Source organism: Streptomyces sp. AC550_RSS872 (assembly GCF_019049285.1).
Classification (GTDB): domain Bacteria; phylum Actinomycetota; class Actinomycetes; order Streptomycetales; family Streptomycetaceae; genus Streptomyces.
Genome location: NZ_JAGMUL010000195.1, coordinates 1 through 18,862, shown reverse-complemented (window position 1 = coordinate 18,862; position 18,862 = coordinate 1). Strand labels below are relative to the sequence as shown.

Annotated in this window: 21 protein-coding genes and 1 pseudogene; 15 read left to right on the top strand and 7 right to left on the bottom strand. The window is 71.5% G+C overall.

Annotated features, from left to right (window positions below; translation table 11 throughout):
• The first annotated feature begins 104 nt into the window (after window positions 1-104).
• From KUM44_RS40580 to KUM44_RS40565, 4 genes are read left to right on the top strand one after another with little or no spacing between them, the layout of a single operon-like run.
• A complete protein-coding gene (locus KUM44_RS40580; RefSeq protein WP_217214780.1) occupies window positions 105-1,013 on the top strand; it encodes an ABC transporter ATP-binding protein in 909 nt (302 codons plus the stop codon).
• Complete coding sequence (locus tag KUM44_RS40575) at window positions 1,010-1,750, top strand: ABC transporter permease (protein WP_217214779.1); 741 nt, start codon at window positions 1,010-1,012, stop codon at window positions 1,748-1,750. The genes KUM44_RS40580 and KUM44_RS40575 overlap by 4 nt, the downstream gene beginning before the upstream one ends.
• The gene (locus tag KUM44_RS40570; protein WP_217214778.1) at window positions 1,747-2,916 is read left to right on the top strand and encodes a sensor histidine kinase; all 1,170 of its coding nucleotides are present in this window, start codon (window positions 1,747-1,749) and stop codon (window positions 2,914-2,916) included. Before KUM44_RS40575 ends, KUM44_RS40570 begins: the two co-directional genes overlap by 4 nt.
• Window positions 2,913-3,527, top strand: a complete 615-nt coding sequence (locus KUM44_RS40565; protein ID WP_217214777.1) for a response regulator transcription factor — start codon at window positions 2,913-2,915, stop codon at window positions 3,525-3,527. The genes KUM44_RS40570 and KUM44_RS40565 overlap by 4 nt, the downstream gene beginning before the upstream one ends.
• A 130-nt stretch (window positions 3,528-3,657) precedes the next feature.
• Here KUM44_RS40565 and KUM44_RS40560 read toward each other — a convergent pair whose 3' ends face one another.
• Window positions 3,658-4,509, bottom strand: coding sequence for a transglutaminase-like domain-containing protein (locus KUM44_RS40560; RefSeq protein WP_217214776.1), 852 nt, complete (start codon window positions 4,507-4,509; stop codon window positions 3,658-3,660).
• Window positions 4,510-4,570: 61 nt separating this feature from the next.
• On the bottom strand, window positions 4,571-5,593 hold the full coding sequence (locus tag KUM44_RS40555; RefSeq protein WP_254390822.1) for a GNAT family N-acetyltransferase: 1,023 nt from the start codon (window positions 5,591-5,593) through the stop codon (window positions 4,571-4,573).
• 110 nt (window positions 5,594-5,703) lie between these two features.
• On the opposite strand from KUM44_RS40555, the gene fdxA reads away from it, so the two are divergent.
• Both fdxA and KUM44_RS40545 read left to right on the top strand, forming a co-directional pair.
• Window positions 5,704-6,024: a ferredoxin gene (fdxA, locus tag KUM44_RS40550; protein WP_030929316.1), complete on the top strand. Its 321-nt coding sequence runs from the start codon at window positions 5,704-5,706 to the stop codon at window positions 6,022-6,024.
• Window positions 6,025-6,171: 147 nt separating this feature from the next.
• Window positions 6,172-7,266 (top strand): bifunctional succinyldiaminopimelate transaminase/glutamate-prephenate aminotransferase, encoded by a 1,095-nt coding sequence (locus KUM44_RS40545; RefSeq protein ID WP_217214774.1) that lies wholly within the window; start codon window positions 6,172-6,174, stop codon window positions 7,264-7,266.
• Window positions 7,267-7,608: 342 nt separating this feature from the next.
• Here the strand turns inward: KUM44_RS40545 and KUM44_RS40540 are convergent, their stop codons facing one another.
• Together KUM44_RS40540 and KUM44_RS40535 are read right to left on the bottom strand one after the other, a co-directional pair.
• Complete coding sequence (locus KUM44_RS40540) at window positions 7,609-8,106, bottom strand: ATP-binding protein (RefSeq protein ID WP_217214773.1); 498 nt, start codon at window positions 8,104-8,106, stop codon at window positions 7,609-7,611.
• Window positions 8,107-8,504: 398 nt separating this feature from the next.
• Window positions 8,505-9,482, bottom strand: coding sequence for a heavy metal transporter (locus tag KUM44_RS40535; protein WP_217214772.1), 978 nt, complete (start codon window positions 9,480-9,482; stop codon window positions 8,505-8,507).
• A 96-nt stretch (window positions 9,483-9,578) separates the two neighbouring features.
• Here KUM44_RS40535 and dapE point away from each other — a divergent pair, with 96 nt between their 5' ends.
• Together dapE and KUM44_RS40525 are read left to right on the top strand one after the other, a co-directional pair.
• On the top strand, window positions 9,579-10,658 hold the full coding sequence (gene dapE / locus KUM44_RS40530; protein WP_217214771.1) for a succinyl-diaminopimelate desuccinylase: 1,080 nt from the start codon (window positions 9,579-9,581) through the stop codon (window positions 10,656-10,658).
• 149 nt (window positions 10,659-10,807) lie between these two features.
• A complete protein-coding gene (locus tag KUM44_RS40525) occupies window positions 10,808-11,566 on the top strand; it encodes a TIGR00730 family Rossman fold protein (protein WP_217214770.1) in 759 nt (252 codons plus the stop codon).
• A 143-nt stretch (window positions 11,567-11,709) separates the two neighbouring features.
• On the opposite strand, the gene folP is transcribed toward KUM44_RS40525, so the two are convergent.
• Window positions 11,710-12,570, bottom strand: a complete 861-nt coding sequence (gene folP / locus KUM44_RS40520) for a dihydropteroate synthase (protein ID WP_217214769.1) — start codon at window positions 12,568-12,570, stop codon at window positions 11,710-11,712.
• A 155-nt stretch (window positions 12,571-12,725) separates the two neighbouring features.
• Here folP and KUM44_RS40515 point away from each other — a divergent pair, with 155 nt between their 5' ends.
• Window positions 12,726-13,076, top strand: a complete 351-nt coding sequence (locus tag KUM44_RS40515; RefSeq protein ID WP_217214856.1) for a DivIVA domain-containing protein — start codon at window positions 12,726-12,728, stop codon at window positions 13,074-13,076.
• On the top strand, window positions 13,073-13,660 hold the full coding sequence (locus KUM44_RS40510; RefSeq protein ID WP_217214768.1) for a DNA-3-methyladenine glycosylase I: 588 nt from the start codon (window positions 13,073-13,075) through the stop codon (window positions 13,658-13,660). Before KUM44_RS40515 ends, KUM44_RS40510 begins: the two co-directional genes overlap by 4 nt.
• Before the next feature lie 92 nt (window positions 13,661-13,752).
• On the opposite strand, the gene KUM44_RS40505 is transcribed toward KUM44_RS40510, so the two are convergent.
• Window positions 13,753-14,556 (bottom strand): enoyl-CoA hydratase/isomerase family protein, encoded by an 804-nt coding sequence (locus KUM44_RS40505; RefSeq protein ID WP_217214767.1) that lies wholly within the window; start codon window positions 14,554-14,556, stop codon window positions 13,753-13,755.
• A 65-nt stretch (window positions 14,557-14,621) separates the two neighbouring features.
• Here KUM44_RS40505 and KUM44_RS40500 point away from each other — a divergent pair, with 65 nt between their 5' ends.
• Together KUM44_RS40500 and KUM44_RS40495 are read left to right on the top strand one after the other, a co-directional pair.
• On the top strand, window positions 14,622-14,786 hold the full coding sequence (locus KUM44_RS40500; protein ID WP_217214766.1) for a baseplate J/gp47 family protein: 165 nt from the start codon (window positions 14,622-14,624) through the stop codon (window positions 14,784-14,786).
• Between the two features lie 146 nt (window positions 14,787-14,932).
• Window positions 14,933-15,100, top strand: a complete 168-nt coding sequence (locus KUM44_RS40495; protein WP_003966491.1) for a DUF3117 domain-containing protein — start codon at window positions 14,933-14,935, stop codon at window positions 15,098-15,100.
• A gap of 74 nt (window positions 15,101-15,174) precedes the next feature.
• Here the strand turns inward: KUM44_RS40495 and KUM44_RS40490 are convergent, their stop codons facing one another.
• The gene (locus KUM44_RS40490; protein ID WP_308402834.1) at window positions 15,175-15,873 is read right to left on the bottom strand and encodes an O-methyltransferase; all 699 of its coding nucleotides are present in this window, start codon (window positions 15,871-15,873) and stop codon (window positions 15,175-15,177) included.
• A 235-nt stretch (window positions 15,874-16,108) separates the two neighbouring features.
• Between KUM44_RS40490 and sigE the strand changes: the two genes are divergently transcribed.
• The 3 genes and pseudogenes from sigE to KUM44_RS40475 form a co-directional block, all read left to right on the top strand.
• On the top strand, window positions 16,109-16,807 hold the full coding sequence (gene sigE, locus KUM44_RS40485; RefSeq protein ID WP_037642843.1) for an RNA polymerase sigma factor SigE: 699 nt from the start codon (window positions 16,109-16,111) through the stop codon (window positions 16,805-16,807).
• Window positions 16,804-17,730 (top strand): anti-sigma factor, encoded by a 927-nt coding sequence (locus KUM44_RS40480; RefSeq protein ID WP_217214765.1) that lies wholly within the window; start codon window positions 16,804-16,806, stop codon window positions 17,728-17,730. Before sigE ends, KUM44_RS40480 begins: the two co-directional genes overlap by 4 nt.
• Before the next feature lie 348 nt (window positions 17,731-18,078).
• Window positions 18,079-18,862 (top strand): annotated as a pseudogene (locus KUM44_RS40475) (hypothetical protein); the annotation flags it as partial.

Here is an 18,862-nt window from a genome sequence, read left to right as displayed (position 1 = left end):
GGGTGCCCCCTCTCGCCGTAGAAGATCGGTATGACATCTGTCATCCGGCAGTCAGGACCGCCGACACTGCCGGCCCGGGGGCCCGCGCGGCCACCCTGGAGCACATGACAACGACAGTGGTCGGATTCGACCAGGTGACCAAGAGCTACGGGGATGTGCGCGCCGTCGACGGGCTGACGCTCGCGCTGCACCCGGGGGAGACCGTGGCCCTGCTGGGCCCGAACGGGGCGGGCAAGTCGACCACGCTCGACCTGCTGCTCGGCCTCAAACGGCCCGACAGCGGCACGATCGGCCTCTTCGGCACCGAGCCGCGCGAGGCGATCGCCGCCGGGCGGGTGGGGGCCATGCTCCAGAGCGGCGGACTGATGGACGAGGTCACGGTGGCCGAGCTGGTGCGGCTGGCCTGCGATCTGCATCCGCGGCCGTACCCCGTCTCCGAGGTCCTCGCCCGGGCCGGCGTCACCCAGATCGCCGACCGCAGGGTCGACAAGCTCTCCGGCGGTCAGGCCCAGCGCGTCCGCTTCGCCCTCGCCACCGCCGGCGACAGCGACCTGATCGTCCTGGACGAGCCGACGACCGGCATGGACGTCACCACCCGCCAGGCCTTCTGGGCCACCATGCGCGAACAGGCCGACCAGGGCCGTACGGTCCTGTTCGCCACGCACTACCTGGAGGAGGCCGACGCCATCGCCGACCGAGTGCTCGTCCTGCACCGCGGCCGGCTCCTGGCCGACGCCACGGCGGCCGAGATCAAGGCGAAGGCGGGCGCCCGCAGGATCTCCTTCGACCTGCCCGACGGCCCGGTCGACGAGGCCGCACTGCGCAACCTGCCCTTCCTGACCACCTACGACGTGTCCGGCCGTACGGTCCGGCTCCAGTCCGCCGACGCCGACGCGACCGTCCACGCCCTCTACGGCCTCGGCCTCTACCCCCGCAACCTCGAAGTCGCCGGGCTCGGCCTTGAGCAGGCCTTCGTCGCCATCACCACCGCCGAGGAGGCGCGCACGTCATGAAGGGCCTGATCCGGCTGGAACTCACCCGCGCCCTGCGCAACCGCAAGTTCCTGTTCTTCTCGGTGGTCTACCCGTCGATCCTGTTCCTGCTGATCGCGGGCAGCGCCGACAGCACGACGAAGGTCGACGGCACCGGCCTGACACTGCCGACCTACATGATGGTCTCGATGGCCTCCTTCGGCGCCCTGACGGCCGTCCTGATGGGCAACAGCGAGCGCATAGCCAAGGAGCGCGAGAGCGGCTGGGTACGGCAGCTGCGGCTGACGACCCTGCCCGGCCGCGGGTACGTGTTCGCCAAGACCGCGAGCGCCGCCGTGGTCAGCCTGCCGTCCATCGTCGTCATCTTCGTCGTCGCCGCCGTGGTGAAGGACGTACGGCTCGACGCCTGGCAGTGGCTCGCGCTCACCGGCGCGATCTGGGCCGGGAGCCTGGTCTTCGCCGCGCTCGGGGTGGCGATCGGATACTCAGCGAGCGGGGACGCGGTGCGCCCGATCACGATGATCGTCTACTTCGGGATGTCCCTGCTCGGCGGCCTGTGGTCGCCCACGACGGACTTCCCGCAGTGGCTCCAGGACATCGCCGCCTGGGTCCCCACGCACGCGTACGCTGCCCTCGGGCAGGCCATCGAACAGAGCCAGGCCCCGCACGCGAAGGACCTCGTCGTCCTCGCCGTCTCCTTCGCCCTGTTCACGGGCGGCGCGGCCTGGCTGTACCGGAAGGACACGTTGAAGGCGTGAGCGGCACAGGGGTCGGGATCGGGCAGCGCCCGCAGAACCGCAGGCAGAAGGCCGTCAAGTTCCTGTGGATCGGGATCTGGCTCGCCTACCTGAGCGCGCCGGTGGGCGACCTGCTGCACGGCGGGCACAGCGACGGTGTCGTCGTCCTCGGCTGGATCGGCCTGGTCGCCTTCGTCGCCTGGTACTTCGCCCTGATCTTCCGCACCGGACGCGGCGAGACCAACGCCGTCGTGCTCGGCTCGGTGGCGGTCCTGGCCACCCAGTCGACCGTCCTCGCCCTCACCCTCGGCCGCGAGTGGCTCGTCCTGTTCGTGTACGTGGCGATCTCCTCAGGCGCCGCCCTGCCGTTTCACCTCGCCCGCTGGACCGTCCCGGCCGCGTCCGCCTTGCTGACCGGGGTCGCCCTCGCAGTCCCCGGCGGCGCGGCGTTCCTGTCCGGACTGCTCTTCCCGGCCCTGCTCGGCGGCTTCTCCATGACCGGCGTCCGTGAACTGGTCCGTACCACCGTCGAGTTGCGTGAGGCCCGCGCCACCGTCGCCCAACTCGCGGCCAACGAGGAACGATTGCGCCTCGCCCGCGATCTGCACGACCTGCTGGGACACTCGCTGTCGCTGATCACGCTGAAGAGCGAACTCGCCGGCCGTATGCTCCCCGCCCACCCCGAAAAGGCGGCCCAGCAGGTCGCCGACATCGAGCAGGTCAGCCGCCAGGCCCTGGTCGACGTGCGCGAGGCGGTGTCGGGCTACCGCCGCCCGCGCCTCGCGGCAGAACTGGCAGGCGTCAGGGTCGCCCTGACGGCGGCCGGGGTGACCGCCGTACTCCCCGCCGAGCCCGACCTCTCCGGCGTCCCCGAGGACAGCGAGACGGCCCTCGCCTGGGCGCTGCGCGAGGCGGTCACCAACGTCGTACGGCACAGCGGCGCCCGGCGCTGCACGGTGGAACTCCTGCGCCGCCAGACCCTCGACGGCCCCGCCGTCGAACTCTCCGTCGAGGACGACGGCTCCGGCGACCAGGGCAACGGCCCCGGTCACGGCCTGACGGGCCTGACGGAACGCCTGACGAAGGCCGGCGGCACCCTGGAGGCGGGCGGAACCCGGCATGGTTTCCGCCTGATCGCCCGGGCCCCGGCCGCCGCGACCACGGCGGACGTAGGATCCGGCGCATGAGCCGCATGATCAAGGTCCTGCTCGCCGAGGACCAGTCGATGGTCCGCGAGGCCCTGGCCGCCCTGCTCGGCCTGGAGGACGACATCGAGGTCGTCGCCCAGGTGGCCCGCGGCGACGAGGTCCTCCCGGCCGCCCGCGAGCACGACATCGACGTGGCACTCCTGGACATCGAGATGCCGGGCGCGACGGGCATAGAGGCCGCGGCCCTGCTGCACAAGGAACTCCCCGCCGTGAAACTGGTCGTCCTCACCACCTTCGGCCGCCCCGGCTACCTCCGCAGCGCCATGGAGTCCGGCGCCGACGCCTTCCTGGTCAAGGACGCCCCCGCGGCCCGACTGGCAGAGGCGGTACGCAAGGTCCTGGCAGGCGAACGGGTCATCGACCCCACCTTGGCGGCAGCGGCCCTGGCGGAGGGCGCCAACCCGCTGACGGACCGCGAGCGAGAGATCCTGAGAGCAGCGGAGGACGGCTCCACGAACGCGGACCTGGCAGCGGCCCTGCACCTGTCCCAGGGCACGGTCCGCAACTACCTCTCGACAGCGATCCAGAAGCTGGCGGCACGAAACAGGTCGGAGGCGGTGAGGATAGCGAGAGAAAAGGGGTGGCTATAAGCGCCGCCCAGGGCAACCCCCAGGGGCGCGGGGCTGTATCAATATGCGGCTCCGCCGCGTGGGCGCGACAAGCCATAACGCACCCGCACTCGCCGAATCGCCGCACCCCGTACGGCGCCTGGGCGAACCTTCAGTTCAACATCGCCCGAGCAGCCCGAGCCTCCCCCCGCACCCGCTCAGCCGCCCCTTCGTCCACCCCACTGATCAACTCCGCGTACTGCTCCAACTCCACGGCCCCATCGACGAAGTCACCCCGCTGAACAAGCAACCGCGCCCGCTCGAACCGCAACCGAGCCGGATGCGAAGGCAACGACAGCGACAACTCCACGGCCCACAGAGCCACATCCGTCCGCTCAGGCCGAGCCGCGGCCCATGCCCGAACGTTGTTCAGAATCCGCGACACCACGTCCAACGGATCCGCCGGCGCCAGCATCGACGGCTGCAACCCCGCCCCCGTAGCCCCCGCCACCAGCAACTCCGCATCGCTCCCGGTCAACACCCGCCCCCCGTCGAACGGATCGGCGAGCACCTGATCCTCGGCGGGCCCGAACCCCACGACAAAGTGCCCCGGCAGTGCGACCCCGTACACCGGCGCCCCCGCCCGCCGCGCGACCTCCATCCACACCACCGACAGCAGAATCGGCAACCCACGCCGCCGCCGAAGCACCTCGTGCAGCAACGACGACTCCAGCCGCTGATAGTCCGCGGCGGACCCGCGGAACCCGTACCGCTCCCCGAGCAGCTCCCGCAGGGCGACCGCCCACTCCCGCGGCCCCCCGGGCCGGAAGGGCAGCTGGCCCGCCAGCGAGTCCAGCTCCATCTGCACGGCGTCCATCCCCGCGTCGTCCAGCTCCCCGTCCGCCTCGGCCCCCACCAGCAGACAGAGCAGGGACAGATCGGGCCGCTCGGACCGTGCCTCTTCGGCGAAACGCCGCCGCAGTTCGGCGGAGCGTTCGGGCGGCGGGGGGTAGGGGGGACGCATAGCTGGCTCGTGCCCTTTCACGACGATCGGTACCGCGGCTCACACTGATCGACAGTGCTGCTCACGCTGATCGGTAGTGGTGATACGAGTGATGCGCACCGAACCCCATCCCGGCGTACATCTCCCGCGCACCCGCGTTCTCCGCCTCGACGTGCAGCCACGCCGCCGACGCCCCCTCGTCCAGGGCCCGCCGCGCCAGCGCGGTCATCACCCGGGTCGCCAGCCCCTGCCGACGCAGCGCCGGATCGACCTCCACGGCGCCGAACCCCGCCCACCGCCCGTCCACGACACACCGCCCGATGGCGGCGGGCGCACCGCCGCCCGCACCGGGAACCGTCGCGAACCACACCGACGGCCCGCTGCCCAGCACCTTCAGGGCCACCTCGCTCACCCCCTTGCGCTGATACCGCGCAAGCCAAGCCTCGTCGGCCTCCCGGGACAGCACCACTCCGGCACCCTCACCCCGGTCGGCGACCGGCGCCAGCGCCCCGACCCACATCTCGGCGGAGACCTCCCGCACCCACCCCAGCCGCTCCAGCTCCGCGCACAGGAGCTCCTGAGTCCCCTCGGCCCCCGTCGCGGTCTGGACGTACGCGGGGAGCCCACGGTCGCCGTACCAGCGCCGTACGACATCCAGCGCGGCCGGCAGCGGCATTCCGGGGTCGCCGAGAGGCAGCACCGAGTTGGCCCGACGGGTGAACCCGGACGCGGCCCGCAGCTCCCAGGCGCCGAGCATCTCGCTCTCCACGGGCCGCCACGCGCGCGTGGAGACGTGCGCGAGTTCCGCGTACGAGGCGGAGGGCCCCCGGCGACGGGCCGGCGCACTCGGCACGACCTTGCCCGCCACCAGCGACGATTCCGCGATGCGGACGGTGTCGCCACTCTTCCGTGTGATCAGCAGCACACCTTCGTCCCATGATGCGAGAACACCCACCGTGTCGGTGAATTTCTCACCCCCGGCCGCAGGATCGTTCAGGCGGCGTACGGAGACCCGTTTACCCACGTCAGCAGTGGTGATACGGACCTCAAGGCGCCCTGCCGCAGAGATTTCCACAGGTCGGTTCACCCCTCCTGTTCGGATCATGCCCAAGAACGGAGATACTAGGGGCGGGCATCGACGACGCCGCGCTCCCGCGCGCCAGGCGGCGGAGCCTGTGGAGGCCCGCCAGCGCCCTATCGAGGAGGAACGACAGCGTGACCTACGTCATCGCGCAGCCTTGTGTCGACGTCAAGGACAAGGCGTGCATCGAGGAGTGCCCGGTCGACTGCATCTACGAGGGCCAGCGGTCCTTGTACATCCACCCGGACGAATGCGTCGACTGCGGAGCCTGTGAGCCGGTCTGCCCGGTCGAGGCGATCTTCTACGAGGACGACACTCCGGAGGAGTGGAAGGACTACTACAAGGCGAACGTCGAGTTCTTCGACGAGCTCGGCTCCCCCGGCGGCGCCAGCAAGCTGGGCCTGATCGAGCGGGACCACCCCTTCATCGCCGCACTGCCGCCGCAGGCCGAGTAGTCCGCACCGGCGACCCGCACAGCGTGCCGCCTCGGTCTCGTACGGCCTGATCGCCCTTGATCACCGTACGGGACCGAGGCGTTGCCGTATCCGGCAGTACTGGCAGTACGGCCAGTACCGGCAGTACCAGAAAGTGAGCCAGAGCCCGTGTCCGCAGTCTCCGACCGCCTTCCGACCTTCCCCTGGGACAAGCTGGAGCCGTACAAGAAGACGGCCGCCGCGCACCCGGACGGCATCGTCGACCTCTCCGTCGGCACGCCGGTCGACCCGGTCCCCGAGCTGATCCAGAAGGCCCTGATCGACGCGGCGGACTCCCCGGGCTATCCCACGGTCTGGGGCACCCCCGCGCTGCGGGACGCGATCACGGGCTGGGTGGAGCGCCGCCTGGGCGCCCGCGAGGTCACCCACCGGCACGTCCTGCCCGTCGTCGGCTCCAAGGAACTCGTCGCCTGGCTCCCCACCCAGCTGGGCCTGGGCCCCGGCGACAGGGTCGCCCACCCGCGCCTTGCCTACCCCACGTACGAGGTCGGCGCCCGTCTCGCCCGCGCCGACCACGAGGTCTACGACGACCCGACCGACCTGGACCCGGCCGGCCTGAAGCTCCTCTGGCTGAACTCCCCGTCCAACCCCACCGGCAAGGTCCTGTCGAAGGCGGACCTCACCCGCATCGTGGCGTGGGCCCGCTCGCACGGCATCCTGATCTTCTCCGACGAGTGCTACCTGGAGCTGGGCTGGGAGGCCGACCCGGTCTCGGTCCTGCACCCGGACGTGAACGGCGGCTCGTACGAGGGCATCGTCGCCGTCCACAGCCTCTCCAAGCGCTCCAACCTGGCCGGCTACCGGGCCGCGTTCCTGGCCGGCGACCCGGACGTCCTCGGCCCCCTCCTCCAGATCCGCAAGCACGGCGGCATGATGACGTCGGCACCCACCCAGGCAGCGGTCGTCGCGGCCCTGGGCGACGACGAACACGTCCGCGTCCAGCGCGACCGCTACGCCGCCCGCCGCACGGCCCTGCGCCAGGCCCTGGAGTCCCACGGCTTCCGCATCGAACACAGCGAGGCCAGCCTCTACCTCTGGGCCACGAAGGGCGAGTCCTGCTGGACCACGGTCGCCGGCCTGGCCGATCTCGGCATCCTGGTGGCCCCGGGCGACTTCTACGGCGAGGCGGGCGCCCAGCACGTACGCGTGGCCTTCACGGCAACAGACGAGCGGGTCCGGGCAGCGGTACAGCGCCTGGCATAGCAACACGGGCTCCCGCAGCCTGCGGCGGCTCCCGCAGTCTGGGGCGGCTCCCGCAGTCTGGGGTGGCTCCCGCAATCTGGGGTGGCTCCCGCAGTCTGGGGTGGCTCCCGCAGTCTGGGGCGGCTCCCGCGTCTGCTGCCGGGCCCACGGCCACCGCCGCTCCCGCTGTGGGCAGTCGTTCCGCAGGGCGGAACGGGTGGGCACAGCTTGCAGTGCCGGATGCCGTCCGAACACGCCCCGGCCCCTGCCGACGTAGGCGAACGCGGGCACGCACAAAGGCCGACGGGGCCCAGGGAACTCCCTGGACCCCGTCGGCTCAAGCCCGGCGTCAGCCGACCGTCGTCAGCTGAGGGGCAGCGCCTGCACCGGCAGCGAACCGGTCGTCGGCACGCCACCCTGCGTGGCGGTACCGGCCGCCTCACCGAGGACGGTCCCGACCGACCCGGCCACGCCACCAGCGGTCTGCTGCGCCGCGGGCGTCGCCTTCTTCGCAACCTTGCTGCCGGCCTTCGTCGCGGTCGGCACGGCCTTCTTCGCGGCCTTGCCGCCGGTCTTGGTCACCTTGCCGCCGGCCTTGGTCACCTTGTCGCCGGCCTTCGTGGCGGTCGGCAGCGCGCCGTCGACCGCGGTGTCGACGGCGCCACCCGCGATCCCGGTGGCGTTGGTGGCCGCGCCGTCGACGACGCTCGCGCCGTCCAGGGCGGTCAGCCCGCCGACCTTGGTGGCGTCGGGCAGTTCGGGGGCCGCGCTGGCGGAGCCGGCCGCACCGACCCCGGCAGCCGCTCCCGCAGCGACGATCAGCGCGGCACGGGCGATCCGGCGGGTCAGGGGGAGGGACATGATGCTCCTTCGACGGGTATGTCGGATGAGAACGATGAAGTGTCCGACCGCACCCGGCAGTTGACCGACTGGCTGTTGATCTCCGGGCTCGGACGCAGTGACTACCGCTCGAAGCCCGTGAAGGTTGCGGCGCCGCAACGTAAAGAGTTGGCAATGCGTCGCATTATCGCCTGCGGATAAATACGGGCAAAAAGATCCTCGCCGGAAAGTCTGCCGAATCCTTACAGCCCTTGATTCTCAAGGGTTTTGGCCGATAGCGGGGTGACCGCGCCAAAACCTGCCCACACCATCGCCGACCGACACCTCGGGTAATCCTCACGAGTGAGCCGCCGAACTCCTGCGCGTACGGCCCGCGCGTACGGCAGGCATGTACGGCAGGCACGTACGACCGGTGGGTCCTAGGGGGTCGTCACGATCCGGACCGAGCCCAGACTGCTCTCCGCTCCCGAAGTGCCCGCCGCCGCGATGGTCCGCCACTGGCTGTCGGTGTTCCCGGCGGTCCACTCCCGGCCGGCGTACGCGACCCGCTTGATGTGCAGATCGGAGGCGTTGGCCACGGCCCAGTGGGCCAACTGCCAGCCCCGCTCGCGGACACCGCGCCCGGCACCGGCACCGGAGTCGCCGGTCACCGGAAGCAGGACGGTCCGCCCGTCGCGCCGGATCACGGTGGGAGTGGGCGAGGGCGCGGCCTTCCGGGCGCCCACCTCGGCCCCGGCCGACTGGAGCGCGTCCTGCCCGAAGTCCCGTACGAGCGCGGCCCGTACGGCGTCCGGACCCGAGGCGCGCGTGGCACCCAGGCGCCCCTCGCAGGTCAGCGTGGCCGCCGAACGTCCGGTGAGGGCCGCGGCGAGCAGCGTCGCGTCCGGCTCGTGCTTGGCGTACGCCTCCGGGAAGCCGCTGCGCTGGACGCGCTGCGCGGCGACGGTGAGCGGCAGCTCCGTATAGCCGCGGACCTTGACCAGGTGCTCGTAGAAGATGCCCGCCGAGTAGATCGGGTCCTGGATCTCCTTCTCGGTGCCCCAGCCCTGCGAGGGCCGCTGCTGGAACAGGCCCAGCGAGTCACGGTCGCCATGGCCGATGTTGCGCAGCCCCGACTCCTGGAGCGCGGTGGCGAGCGCGATGGTCACGGCCCGCTGGGGCAGCCCGCGCCCGGTGCCGACGGCGGCGATGGTCGCCGCGTTCACCGCCTGCTCCGGCGTGAACTCGTAGCGCGCCCCGTCGCCCTTGCCCGAGACGACCTCGCAGCCCGGTGTGCCCGTGCCGCCGGTGACGTACTGCACCGCGAGATACCCCGCGACGGCGAGCAGGACCACGAAGGCCGCCCCACGACGGAGGAGGCGGCCACGACGCTTGGAGGAGGGTGACGGCTCTGGCACGCCCTACAAGGTAGCTGAGGTTACTGAGGGGTATGAGCGCTGTGGAAAATCGGTGCGAAAAGTGGGCCGATGGCCAGGCGCGTTAGGGTCGGCTCCATGGCCGACACCTCCCTTGACCTCACGCTGGACGCCGCGAAGCTCACCGCGCAGCTCGTCGACTTCCCCTCCGTCAGCGGCACCGAGCAGCCCCTCGCGGACGCCGTCGAGACCGCTCTGCGCGCCCTGCCGCACCTGACGGTCGACCGGTACGGCAACAACGTCGTGGCGCGCACGAACCTCGGCCGGCCGGAGCGCGTGATCCTCGCCGGGCACATCGACACGGTGCCGATCGCGGACAACGTCCCGTCGAGGCTGGACGAGGACGGTGTGCTCTGGGGCTGCGGCACCTGCGACATGAAGTCGGGCGTCGCGGTCCAGCTCCGTATCGCCGCGACGGTCCCGGCCCCCAACCGCGACCTGACCTTCGTCTTCTACGACAACGAAGAGGTGACCGCGGACCTCAACGGCCTCAAGCACATCTCCGAGGCCCGCCCGGAGTGGCTGGAGGGCGACTTCGCGGTGCTCCTGGAGCCGTCGGACGGCGAGGTCGAGGGCGGCTGCCAGGGCACGCTCAGGGTGCTCCTGAAGACCAAGGGCGAGCGCGCCCACTCCGCGCGCGGCTGGATGGGCTCGAACGCGATCCACGCGGCGTCCCCGATCCTGGCCCGCCTGGCCTCGTACGAACCGCGCTACCCGGTGATCGACGGCCTGGAGTACCGCGAGGGCCTGAACGCGGTCGGCATCAAGGGCGGTGTGGCCGGCAACGTCATCCCCGACGAGTGCGTGGTGACCGTCAACTTCCGCTACGCGCCGGACCGCACCGAGGAGGAGGCCGTCGCGCACGTCCGAGAGGTCTTCGCCGACTGCGGGGTGGAGGAGTTCGTGGTGGACGACCACAGCGGCGGCGCGCTGCCGGGCCTGTCCCACCCGGCGGCCGCGGCGTTCATGGCGGCGGTCGGGGGCACGGCTCGCCCCAAGTACGGCTGGACGGACGTCTCGCGCTTCTCGTCCCTGGGCATCCCGGCGGTCAACTACGGCCCCGGCAACCCGCACTTGGCGCACAAGCGGGACGAGCGCGTCGACACGGCGAAGATCCTCGCGGGGGAGGAGCGGCTGAGGGCGTGGCTCACGGCGTAGTGACGAGGGGCGGCGACGCGGGGCCGAGGGCCGGCGGGACGGCGCTTCACGGCGGTCATGCTCACGTCCCCCGTCCGTAACCCACGTGGATCTACGCTGAGGTGGAACGACCTGCAACACTCGCAGGCCCCGCAGCGGAGGGAGCGCACATGGCTACCGGCAACCCCGAGGGGAAGAAGCAGCCACCGTCGGAGCAGCGCCTGGGCCCGGTCATCCGACGGCGGAGCCAGGTGAAGGCGAGTACGACCGACCAGCGACTGCTGGACGCGGGCGGGCCCTCCGACTGGGTCCACACGGACCCCTGGCGGGTCCTGCGCATCCAGTCGGAGTTCATCGAGGGCTTCGGCACCCTCGCCGAACTCCCGTCGGCGATCAGCGTCTTCGGCTCGGCCCGCACACTGGTCGACTCTCCCGAGTACGACGCCGGAGTCCGCCTCGGCCGCGGTCTGGTCGAGGCCGGCTTCGCGGTGATCACCGGCGGTGGTCCCGGCGCCATGGAGGCCGCGAACAAGGGCGCCTGCGAGGCGGGCGGCATCTCGGTCGGCCTCGGCATCGAGCTGCCCTTCGAGCAGGGCCTCAACCCCTACGTCGACATCGGCCTGAACTTCCGGTACTTCTTCGTCCGCAAGATGATGTTCGTCAAGTACGCCCAGGGCTTCGTGGTCCTCCCCGGCGGCCTCGGCACCCTCGACGAACTCTTCGAGGCCCTCACCCTCGTCCAGACCCAGAAGGTCACCCGCTTCCCGATCGTCCTCTTCGGCAGCGAGTACTGGGGCGGCCTGGTCGACTGGCTGAAGAACACCCTGATCGCCCAGGGCAAGGCGTCGGAGAAGGACCTGCTCCTGTTCCACGTGACGGACGACGTGGAGGAGGCGGTGGCGCTGGTGTCGAAGGAGGCGGGGCGCTAGGTCTTTTCAGCCCGTCCGGCGTTTGAGGACGAGGCCCTTAAGGGCCGACGGGGGTCCAGGGGGGCGGACCCCCCTGGCGGGGTCGAAGGGGCGGAGCCCCTTCAGGATGGGACGGGCAGGGGCGGCGGGGGCGAGGAAAAGCCCTACGCCAGCCCCCGCCGCGCCACCGCCGGAGCCCGACGCCCCGCGATCGACGCCACCATGTCCAGCACCTGCCGCGTCTCCGCCACCTCATGCACCCGATACACCTGCGCCCCCAGCCACGCCGACACCGCGGTCGTCGCCAACGTCCCCACCACCCGCTCCTTCACCGGCTTGTCCAACGTCTCCCCGACGAAGTCCTTGTTGGACAGCGACACCAGCACCGGCCACCCCGTCTCCACCATCTCCCCGAGCCGCCGCGTCGCCTCAAGGCTGTGCCGGGTGTTCTTCCCGAAGTCATGCCCGGGGTCGATCAGAATCGACTCCCGAGGCACCCCCAAGGCCAACGCCCGCTCCGCCAGCCCCACGGTCACCCGCAGAATGTCGGCCATGACGTCGTCGTACGCCACCCGATGCGGCCGAGTCCGAGGCTCCGCGCCCCCGGCATGCGTACACACCAGCCCCACCCCGTACCGTGCGGCAACCTCCGCGAGCCCAGGATCCACGCCACCCCACGCGTCGTTCAGCAGATCCGCCCCCGCCTCGCACACGGCCGCCCCCACCTCGGCCCGCCAGGTGTCCACGCTGATCACGACAGCCGGGAAGCGCCGCCGCACCTCCGCCACGAACCCGACCGTCCGCCGCGCCTCCTCCTCGGCGGTCACCTCTTCCCCCGGCCCGGCCTTGACCCCGCCGATGTCGATGATCGCGGCGCCCTCCGCCACGGCCTGCTCCACGCGCGCGAGGGCCGGCTCGTCCCGGAACGTCGCCCCTTGGTCGTAGAAGGAGTCCGGGGTCCGGTTCACGATCGCCATGATCACCGGCTCGTGCGTGTCGAACTCACGCCTGCCCAGCCTGAGCATCCCCTGTGACCTCTCCCTGTGCGCCCTGGCACGTCCTTGCATGTCCTGGCCTTTCGGCCGCCTGCGACCCTAACTGTCAGAGTCGCATGGCACGATCGGACACTGACAGATCCGACCGTTCGTATTCACCGACCGTGGGGGCCGCCGCGATGGTTATGTTCTTGTTCCTGGTCATCGCGCTGGCCGTGGTGGTCGCCGCGGTGACCCTCGCCGTGGTGGGCGGCGGCGAGGGCGACGGTCCGCTGCCGGAGGCCGTACCGGAGCGCCTCCAGGATCTGCTGCCGCTGGACCGCCCGCTCGACCGCGCGGACATCGACAGCCTCCGCTTCCCGCTCGCCGCCCGCGGCTACCGCATGTCCGACGTCGACGACGCCCTCAGCCGTCTCGCCGCCGAGCTCGCCGAGCGCGACGCCCGGATCGCCGACCTGGAGTCCGCGCTGTCCGGGGCGCAGACGTCGGCAGGCCATGTGTCGATGGAGAAGCCCGATCAGGAGGACCAGCAGTGAGCGACGGCGCGGCCCTCGCCGGCCCGGACGGTGCCCTGCGCTGCCCGTGGGCCCTGTCCACCCCGGACTACGTCACGTACCACGACGAGGAGTGGGGCCGCCCGGTCCACGGCGACGACGCCCTGTTCGAACGCCTCAGCCTGGAGGCCTTCCAGTCGGGCCTGTCCTGGATCACGATCCTGCGCCGCCGCGAGGGCTTCCGCGCCGCCTTCGCGGGCTTCGAGATCGCCAAGGTCGCGACGTTCACGGACGCCGACAGAGACCGGCTCCTCGCGGACGCGGGCATCATCCGCAACCGAGCCAAGATCGACGCGACCCTCGCCAACGCCCGCGCACTGGCCGACTGGACCCCCGGCGACCTGGACGAACTGATCTGGTCCCACGCCCCGGACCCGGTGACTCGCCCGGCCCCGAAGACCTTGGCGGACGTCCCTGCGGTCACCCCGGAATCAACGGCCCTGTCCAAGGCCCTGAAGAAGCGCGGCCTGCGCTTCGTGGGCCCGACCACGGCATACGCCCTGATGCAGGCGTGCGGCCTGGTCGACGACCACTTGGAGACATGCGTGGCGAGGAGCGCCCTTTAGGGGCGCGGGGCCGTGTCGATCTGCGGCTCCGCCGCGTGGGCGCGATCAACCACGACGAACCCCTGGCCCCCGACGGCGCCCCCGCCCCGAGTTCACCGGCCCAAGTACTTCGGCTTCTCCTTGTTGACGAAGGCCTGCACCGCGATCGCATGGTCCTCGGAAGACCCCGCCCGAGTCTGCAACTCGTCCTCCTTCTCCAAGGTCTCTTCCAAGGAGTGCGACATCCCGAACGCCACCGCCTCCTTGATCGCCCCGTACGCCACCGTCGGCCCCTCGGCCAACGCCCGCGCCACCTTCTCGGCCTCCTCGCGCAGATCAGCCGAGGGCACAACCCGGTTGGCGATACCCAGTTCGTACGCCTCCTGCGCCTTGATGTTCCGCGGGAAGAGCAGCAGGTCGGCTGCCCGGCCCGGCCCCACCACCCGCGGCAGCGTCCACGAGATACCGGAGTCGGCAGTCAGCGCGACCCCCGCGAACGACGTGTTGAAGGCCGCCGTGTCCGCCACGACCCGATAGTCCGCGGCCAGCGCGAAACCGAAACCCGCTCCGGCAGCGACCCCGTTCACCCCGGCCACCACGGGCTTCCGCATCCCGGCCAGCGCTCGCGTGATCGGGTTGTAGTGCTCCCGCACCGTGCTCATCGTCTGCCTGGACCCGGTCTCCCGGTCCGTGAGCAGCAGCCCGATGTGCTCCTTGAGGTCCTGCCCCACGCAGAAGGCCCGGTCCCCCGCGGCGGTCAGCAGCACCGCCCGCACGGCACTGTCGTCCGCAGCGGAGCGCACCGCCTCCCGCAGGGCGACCTTGGTCCCGACATTCAGCGCGTTCATCGCCTCGGGGCGGTTCAGCGTGATCGTCGCGAGTCCGTCGCTCACCTCGTAGAGCACGGTGTCGGCCATGGGGTGTCCCCTCCGCTGTCGTGGCTCGGGCGTACTGGTCGGTACGCGCCTGTCTGAAGGACAGCATGGCGGAGATCATCGACAAGGGCCCTGACCGGACGTGTGACCTGCGTCAAAGAATTCGTGACCGGTTCCGTTCGGCGGAAGCCGGTGCGGCGGCGCAGTATCGCAGTCACATCGCCGAATTGAGTGGTTTTGCTCGCGTGCGTTGCCCAAGCGATGCCGACTGATGTTGGTCATCGGGTCCTGAGATGCGGGATAATGGCTTGGAAGCAATGTGTTCGATGCCGGTGTCGCGTGTCTCATGCCAGACGCGCGTGCCCTCCATGGGGCCGTCGGCTTTGACTATGAGCTGGTTTCAGGAAGGGGAACGAGCATGGCGGCCATGAAGCCGCGGACGGGCGATGGCCCGCTCGAGGTGACCAAGGAGGGGCGGGGCATCGTCATGCGCGTTCCGCTCGAAGGCGGCGGTCGGCTCGTCGTCGAGCTGACCCCTGATGAGGCCGACGCGCTCGGCGACGCCCTCAAGAAGGTCGTCGGCTGACGCGGCACGCGACCCCTACCCTTTCGGCGGCCCCGGCATCGCACATGGTGCCGGGGCCGTTGCTTTGCCCGCGGTCAGCGTTTGACCGCGCACAGCAGGCCGTCCCCGACCGGCAGCAGCGACGGCACCAGCTCCTGGCTCTCGCGCACCGCGCGCAGCAGCTCCCGGATGCGTATGACCTCGGTGGGCTGGGGGCCCGAGTCGACCGTGCGGCCGTTGGCGAAGACGCCCTCGAAGACGACGAGGCCACCCGGACGCAGCAGGCGCAACGATTCAGCGAGATAGTCGAGGAACTCCAGCCGGTCGCCGTCACAGAAGACGAGGTCGTAGCCGGCGTCCGCGAGGCGGGGCAGGACGTCCAGGGCGCGGCCCGGGATGAAGCGGGCGCGGTTGCTGGCGAAGCCGGAGGCGCGGAAGGCCTGGCGGGCGAACTGCTGGTGCTCGGGCTCGGGGTCGACGGTCGTCAGGACGCCGTCGGGGCGCATGCCGTGCAGGAGGTGGATACCGGAGACGCCGGTGCCGGTACCGATCTCCGCCACCGCCTTCGCGTCCACGGAGGCGGCCAGCAGTCGCAGCGCGGCGCCCGTGCCGGGCGACACCGAGCGCAGTCCCGCCTCACGGGCCCGGTCCCGGGCCCAGCGCAGGACGTCGTCCTCGGCGACGTAGGCGTCGGCGAACGCCCAGCTCGTCTGCCGGTTGCCGGTAATGACCCTCTCCTGTCCCCGTGGTTGCCTGGGCGTGACTGTATCCGTTGCGGGCGGGAACCCGCAGATGGGACCGGGCGTTTAGAGGGGTGGGAAGACGAGCGGGGGGACACAGTTGGATCACGATGCAGAGCGGGGCCGCGAGCAAGTGCTGACGCACGCGCATCAGCCGTCCCAGCTCAGATCAATTTCTCGTAAAACCGCTTATCCGGAGCTAACGGGCGAGGTGGCTATGGTAGGGGCTCCACTGGACACCACCAGAGCCGATAGGGGAGGTGCGGCTGCGCCTGTGGATCGGGGAGGAGTGCTGCGGCGCTTTCTCGGATCGGCGGGCAGGCCGAAATCCGTGAACGACACCGCTGACCACAGCCACGCCGGCGACTACGCCCAGACCGCGACCTTCTCCACCGACGCGGACGGGCAGGCGTGGACTCCGCCCACCTGGGAGGAGATCGTCAGCACGCACAGCGGCCGCGTCTACCGACTGGCGTACCGCCTCACCGGCAACCAGCACGACGCCGAGGATCTCACCCAGGAGGTCTTCGTCCGCGTCTTCCGCTCCCTGTCGACGTACACGCCGGGCACCTTCGAGGGCTGGCTGCACCGCATCACCACGAACCTGTTCCTGGACATGGTCCGCCGCAAGCAGCGCATCCGCTTCGACGCGCTGGGCGAGGACGCGGCCGAGCGGCTGCCCAGCAAGGAGCCCACGCCCCAGCAGGTCTTCAACGACGCGCACTTCGACGCCGACGTCCAGCAGGCCCTCGACACGCTCGCGCCCGAGTTCCGTGCCGCGGTCGTCCTGTGCGACATCGAAGGACTGTCGTACGAGGAGATCGCCGCGACCCTCGGCGTCAAGCTCGGCACCGTGCGGTCCCGTATCCACCGCGGCCGCTCGCAGCTGCGCAAGGCCCTCGCCCACCGTTCGCCGGAGGCGCGCGCCGAGCGTCGCTCCTTCGTGCCACGTGTGGCCGCTCTGGGGGGAGGGGGCGCGACCGCGTGAGTGGCTCCCGACCCAACCCGGCTGAACGGCTCCTCGCCGAGCAGCACCTTGGCGACCGACTCTCCGCCCTCGTCGACGGAGAGCTCGGTCATGAGACGCGTGAGCGCGTCCTGGCCCATCTGGCGACCTGCGCCCGGTGCAAGTCCGAGGTCGACGCCCAGCGCCGGCTGAAGAACGTCTTCGCGGAGGCGGCCCCGCCGCCTCCCTCCGAGAGTTTCCTGGCCCGTCTTCAGGAACTCCCCGGGGGAGGATTCGGCGGACTGTCCGGACGACCCGGCGCCTCCGGGGCCTTCGGCATGAAGCGCGGCGACCGCTTCGAGTTCGGCTACGTCCCTTCCCGTTCGCACGGCTCGGCGCTCCCCGCCACCGACAGCGGCTTCCGCACCCACCCCGTGGGCCGTCAGGACGCCGACCGCTCCGCGTCCTCCCGGATGCGGTTCGCGTTCGTCGCGGCGGGCGCGGTGTCGCTGGCCGCCATCGCGCTGGGCGGTGTCACATCGAGTGCGCCGACCGACGCGGAGGCCCGCGGCGGCTCGGGCGGCAGCAATGTGACGCCGGCCCGGACCCAGGGCACCGGCGCCGCGGCGACAGCCGAGAACCAGCGCCGCCGTGCGGTCGGCCCGCTCCTCGCGCAGGGCCAGGGAACCTCCGACACCCCGCTGGCACCGACCGAGGTGTCGGCGCCGCTCCTGCCCGGCATGCCGGCCCAGCCCGTCGACGCGGACCTGCACACCCTGACGGCGCCCGTCGTGGCCGGCGCGGCCGCCATGTCCCCGCTGATACGCTCGCTCAGCGCGAACCCGCCGCTCGCCCTGACCGCGTGGTCGACGACCCCCGGAATCACGACGACTCCCGATCTGTTCGCCGCGCCCGTCCCCGACGCGATCTCCTCCCCCTCCACCTCTCCGGCCACCGGCCGCTGACCCGGCCTCTGCGCAGCGGCCCACGAACCTGGTTGAATCCAGGGTGGGCCGCGCGCCGTGCAGGTGGGCCGGGCGCGGAGTCGAGGAACTGCGGCCGCCGTTGACGCCGCGTGCCAGATGGGGGAGGTAGGACGGGGTCGCCCGGTTCCCTGAGGGAACTTGAGTGCGACAGCGCAGAGTCGAGTAGGCGTTCGGGCGCCAGGGCGTTCCTGGTTGCGGCCTGCCGTGAAGCCGGGGTCACCTGCGTCCGCCTCCGCCGACGCGGCGCCGTTCGGTTCTCCGTGCGGATGCGGCCCGGAGCGAAGCGTCCTACTCGAGCCATGGTCAGCAGCGAGCAGGAAGCAGAGCATGAACGAGGGGAAGCCCGCGAAGGCGAAGTGGTGGAACCGACCCAGACCGCAGGGACCTTCGGGTCCGGCGGACGGGATGGCACCGACGCCGGACGAGGCGAGCGGGGCCGAGCCGGCCGTATCGGCGCCTGAAGGCGCCGGCGAGCGGGGCCGGGCCGACGACACGGACGGTGACTTCGAGCTGGCGCGGCCCGCGGCGAGCGCGGTCGCCGGCATGGCTTCGCCCAAGGGCGACTTCGAGCTGGCGCGCCCCATGGCGAGCGCGGCCGACGGCACGGCTTCGGCCGAGGGCGACTTCGAGCTGGCGCGGCCGACCGGGGCCCCCGAGGCCTCCGTCCCCTCGGCGGGTGACACCACCCCTGTTCCCTCCACCCCTGTTCCCTCCACCCCTCTTCCTGCCGCGCCTATCCCTGCGGCCCCTGTTCCCGCTGCTCCCGCCTCCACTGCCTCCGCTCCCGCAGAACCCGTCGACGCACGCCCCAAGCCCCTGCACGACCCCGACCCCTACAGCACCCCGCCCTACGGCGAACCCGGCCCCTGGGCCCCCGCTCCGCCGGTCCAGCACCCGGCGACCACACCGGCGCACGGGACGGCCGTACCGTTGCCACCCTCACCGACGCATGGCACGCCCGCGCCGTCGGCGCCCCCGGCCCAGGCCCCGGTAGCCGCCGAACCCGCTCCCGTCCCGAGCGGCGATCCCGGCGACACTGTCCGGCGCCCGCCCGGGGGGCTCGGCTCCGGCCTGGGGCAGCTCGACGTCCCCCACCCCGCCGTTGCGCTCC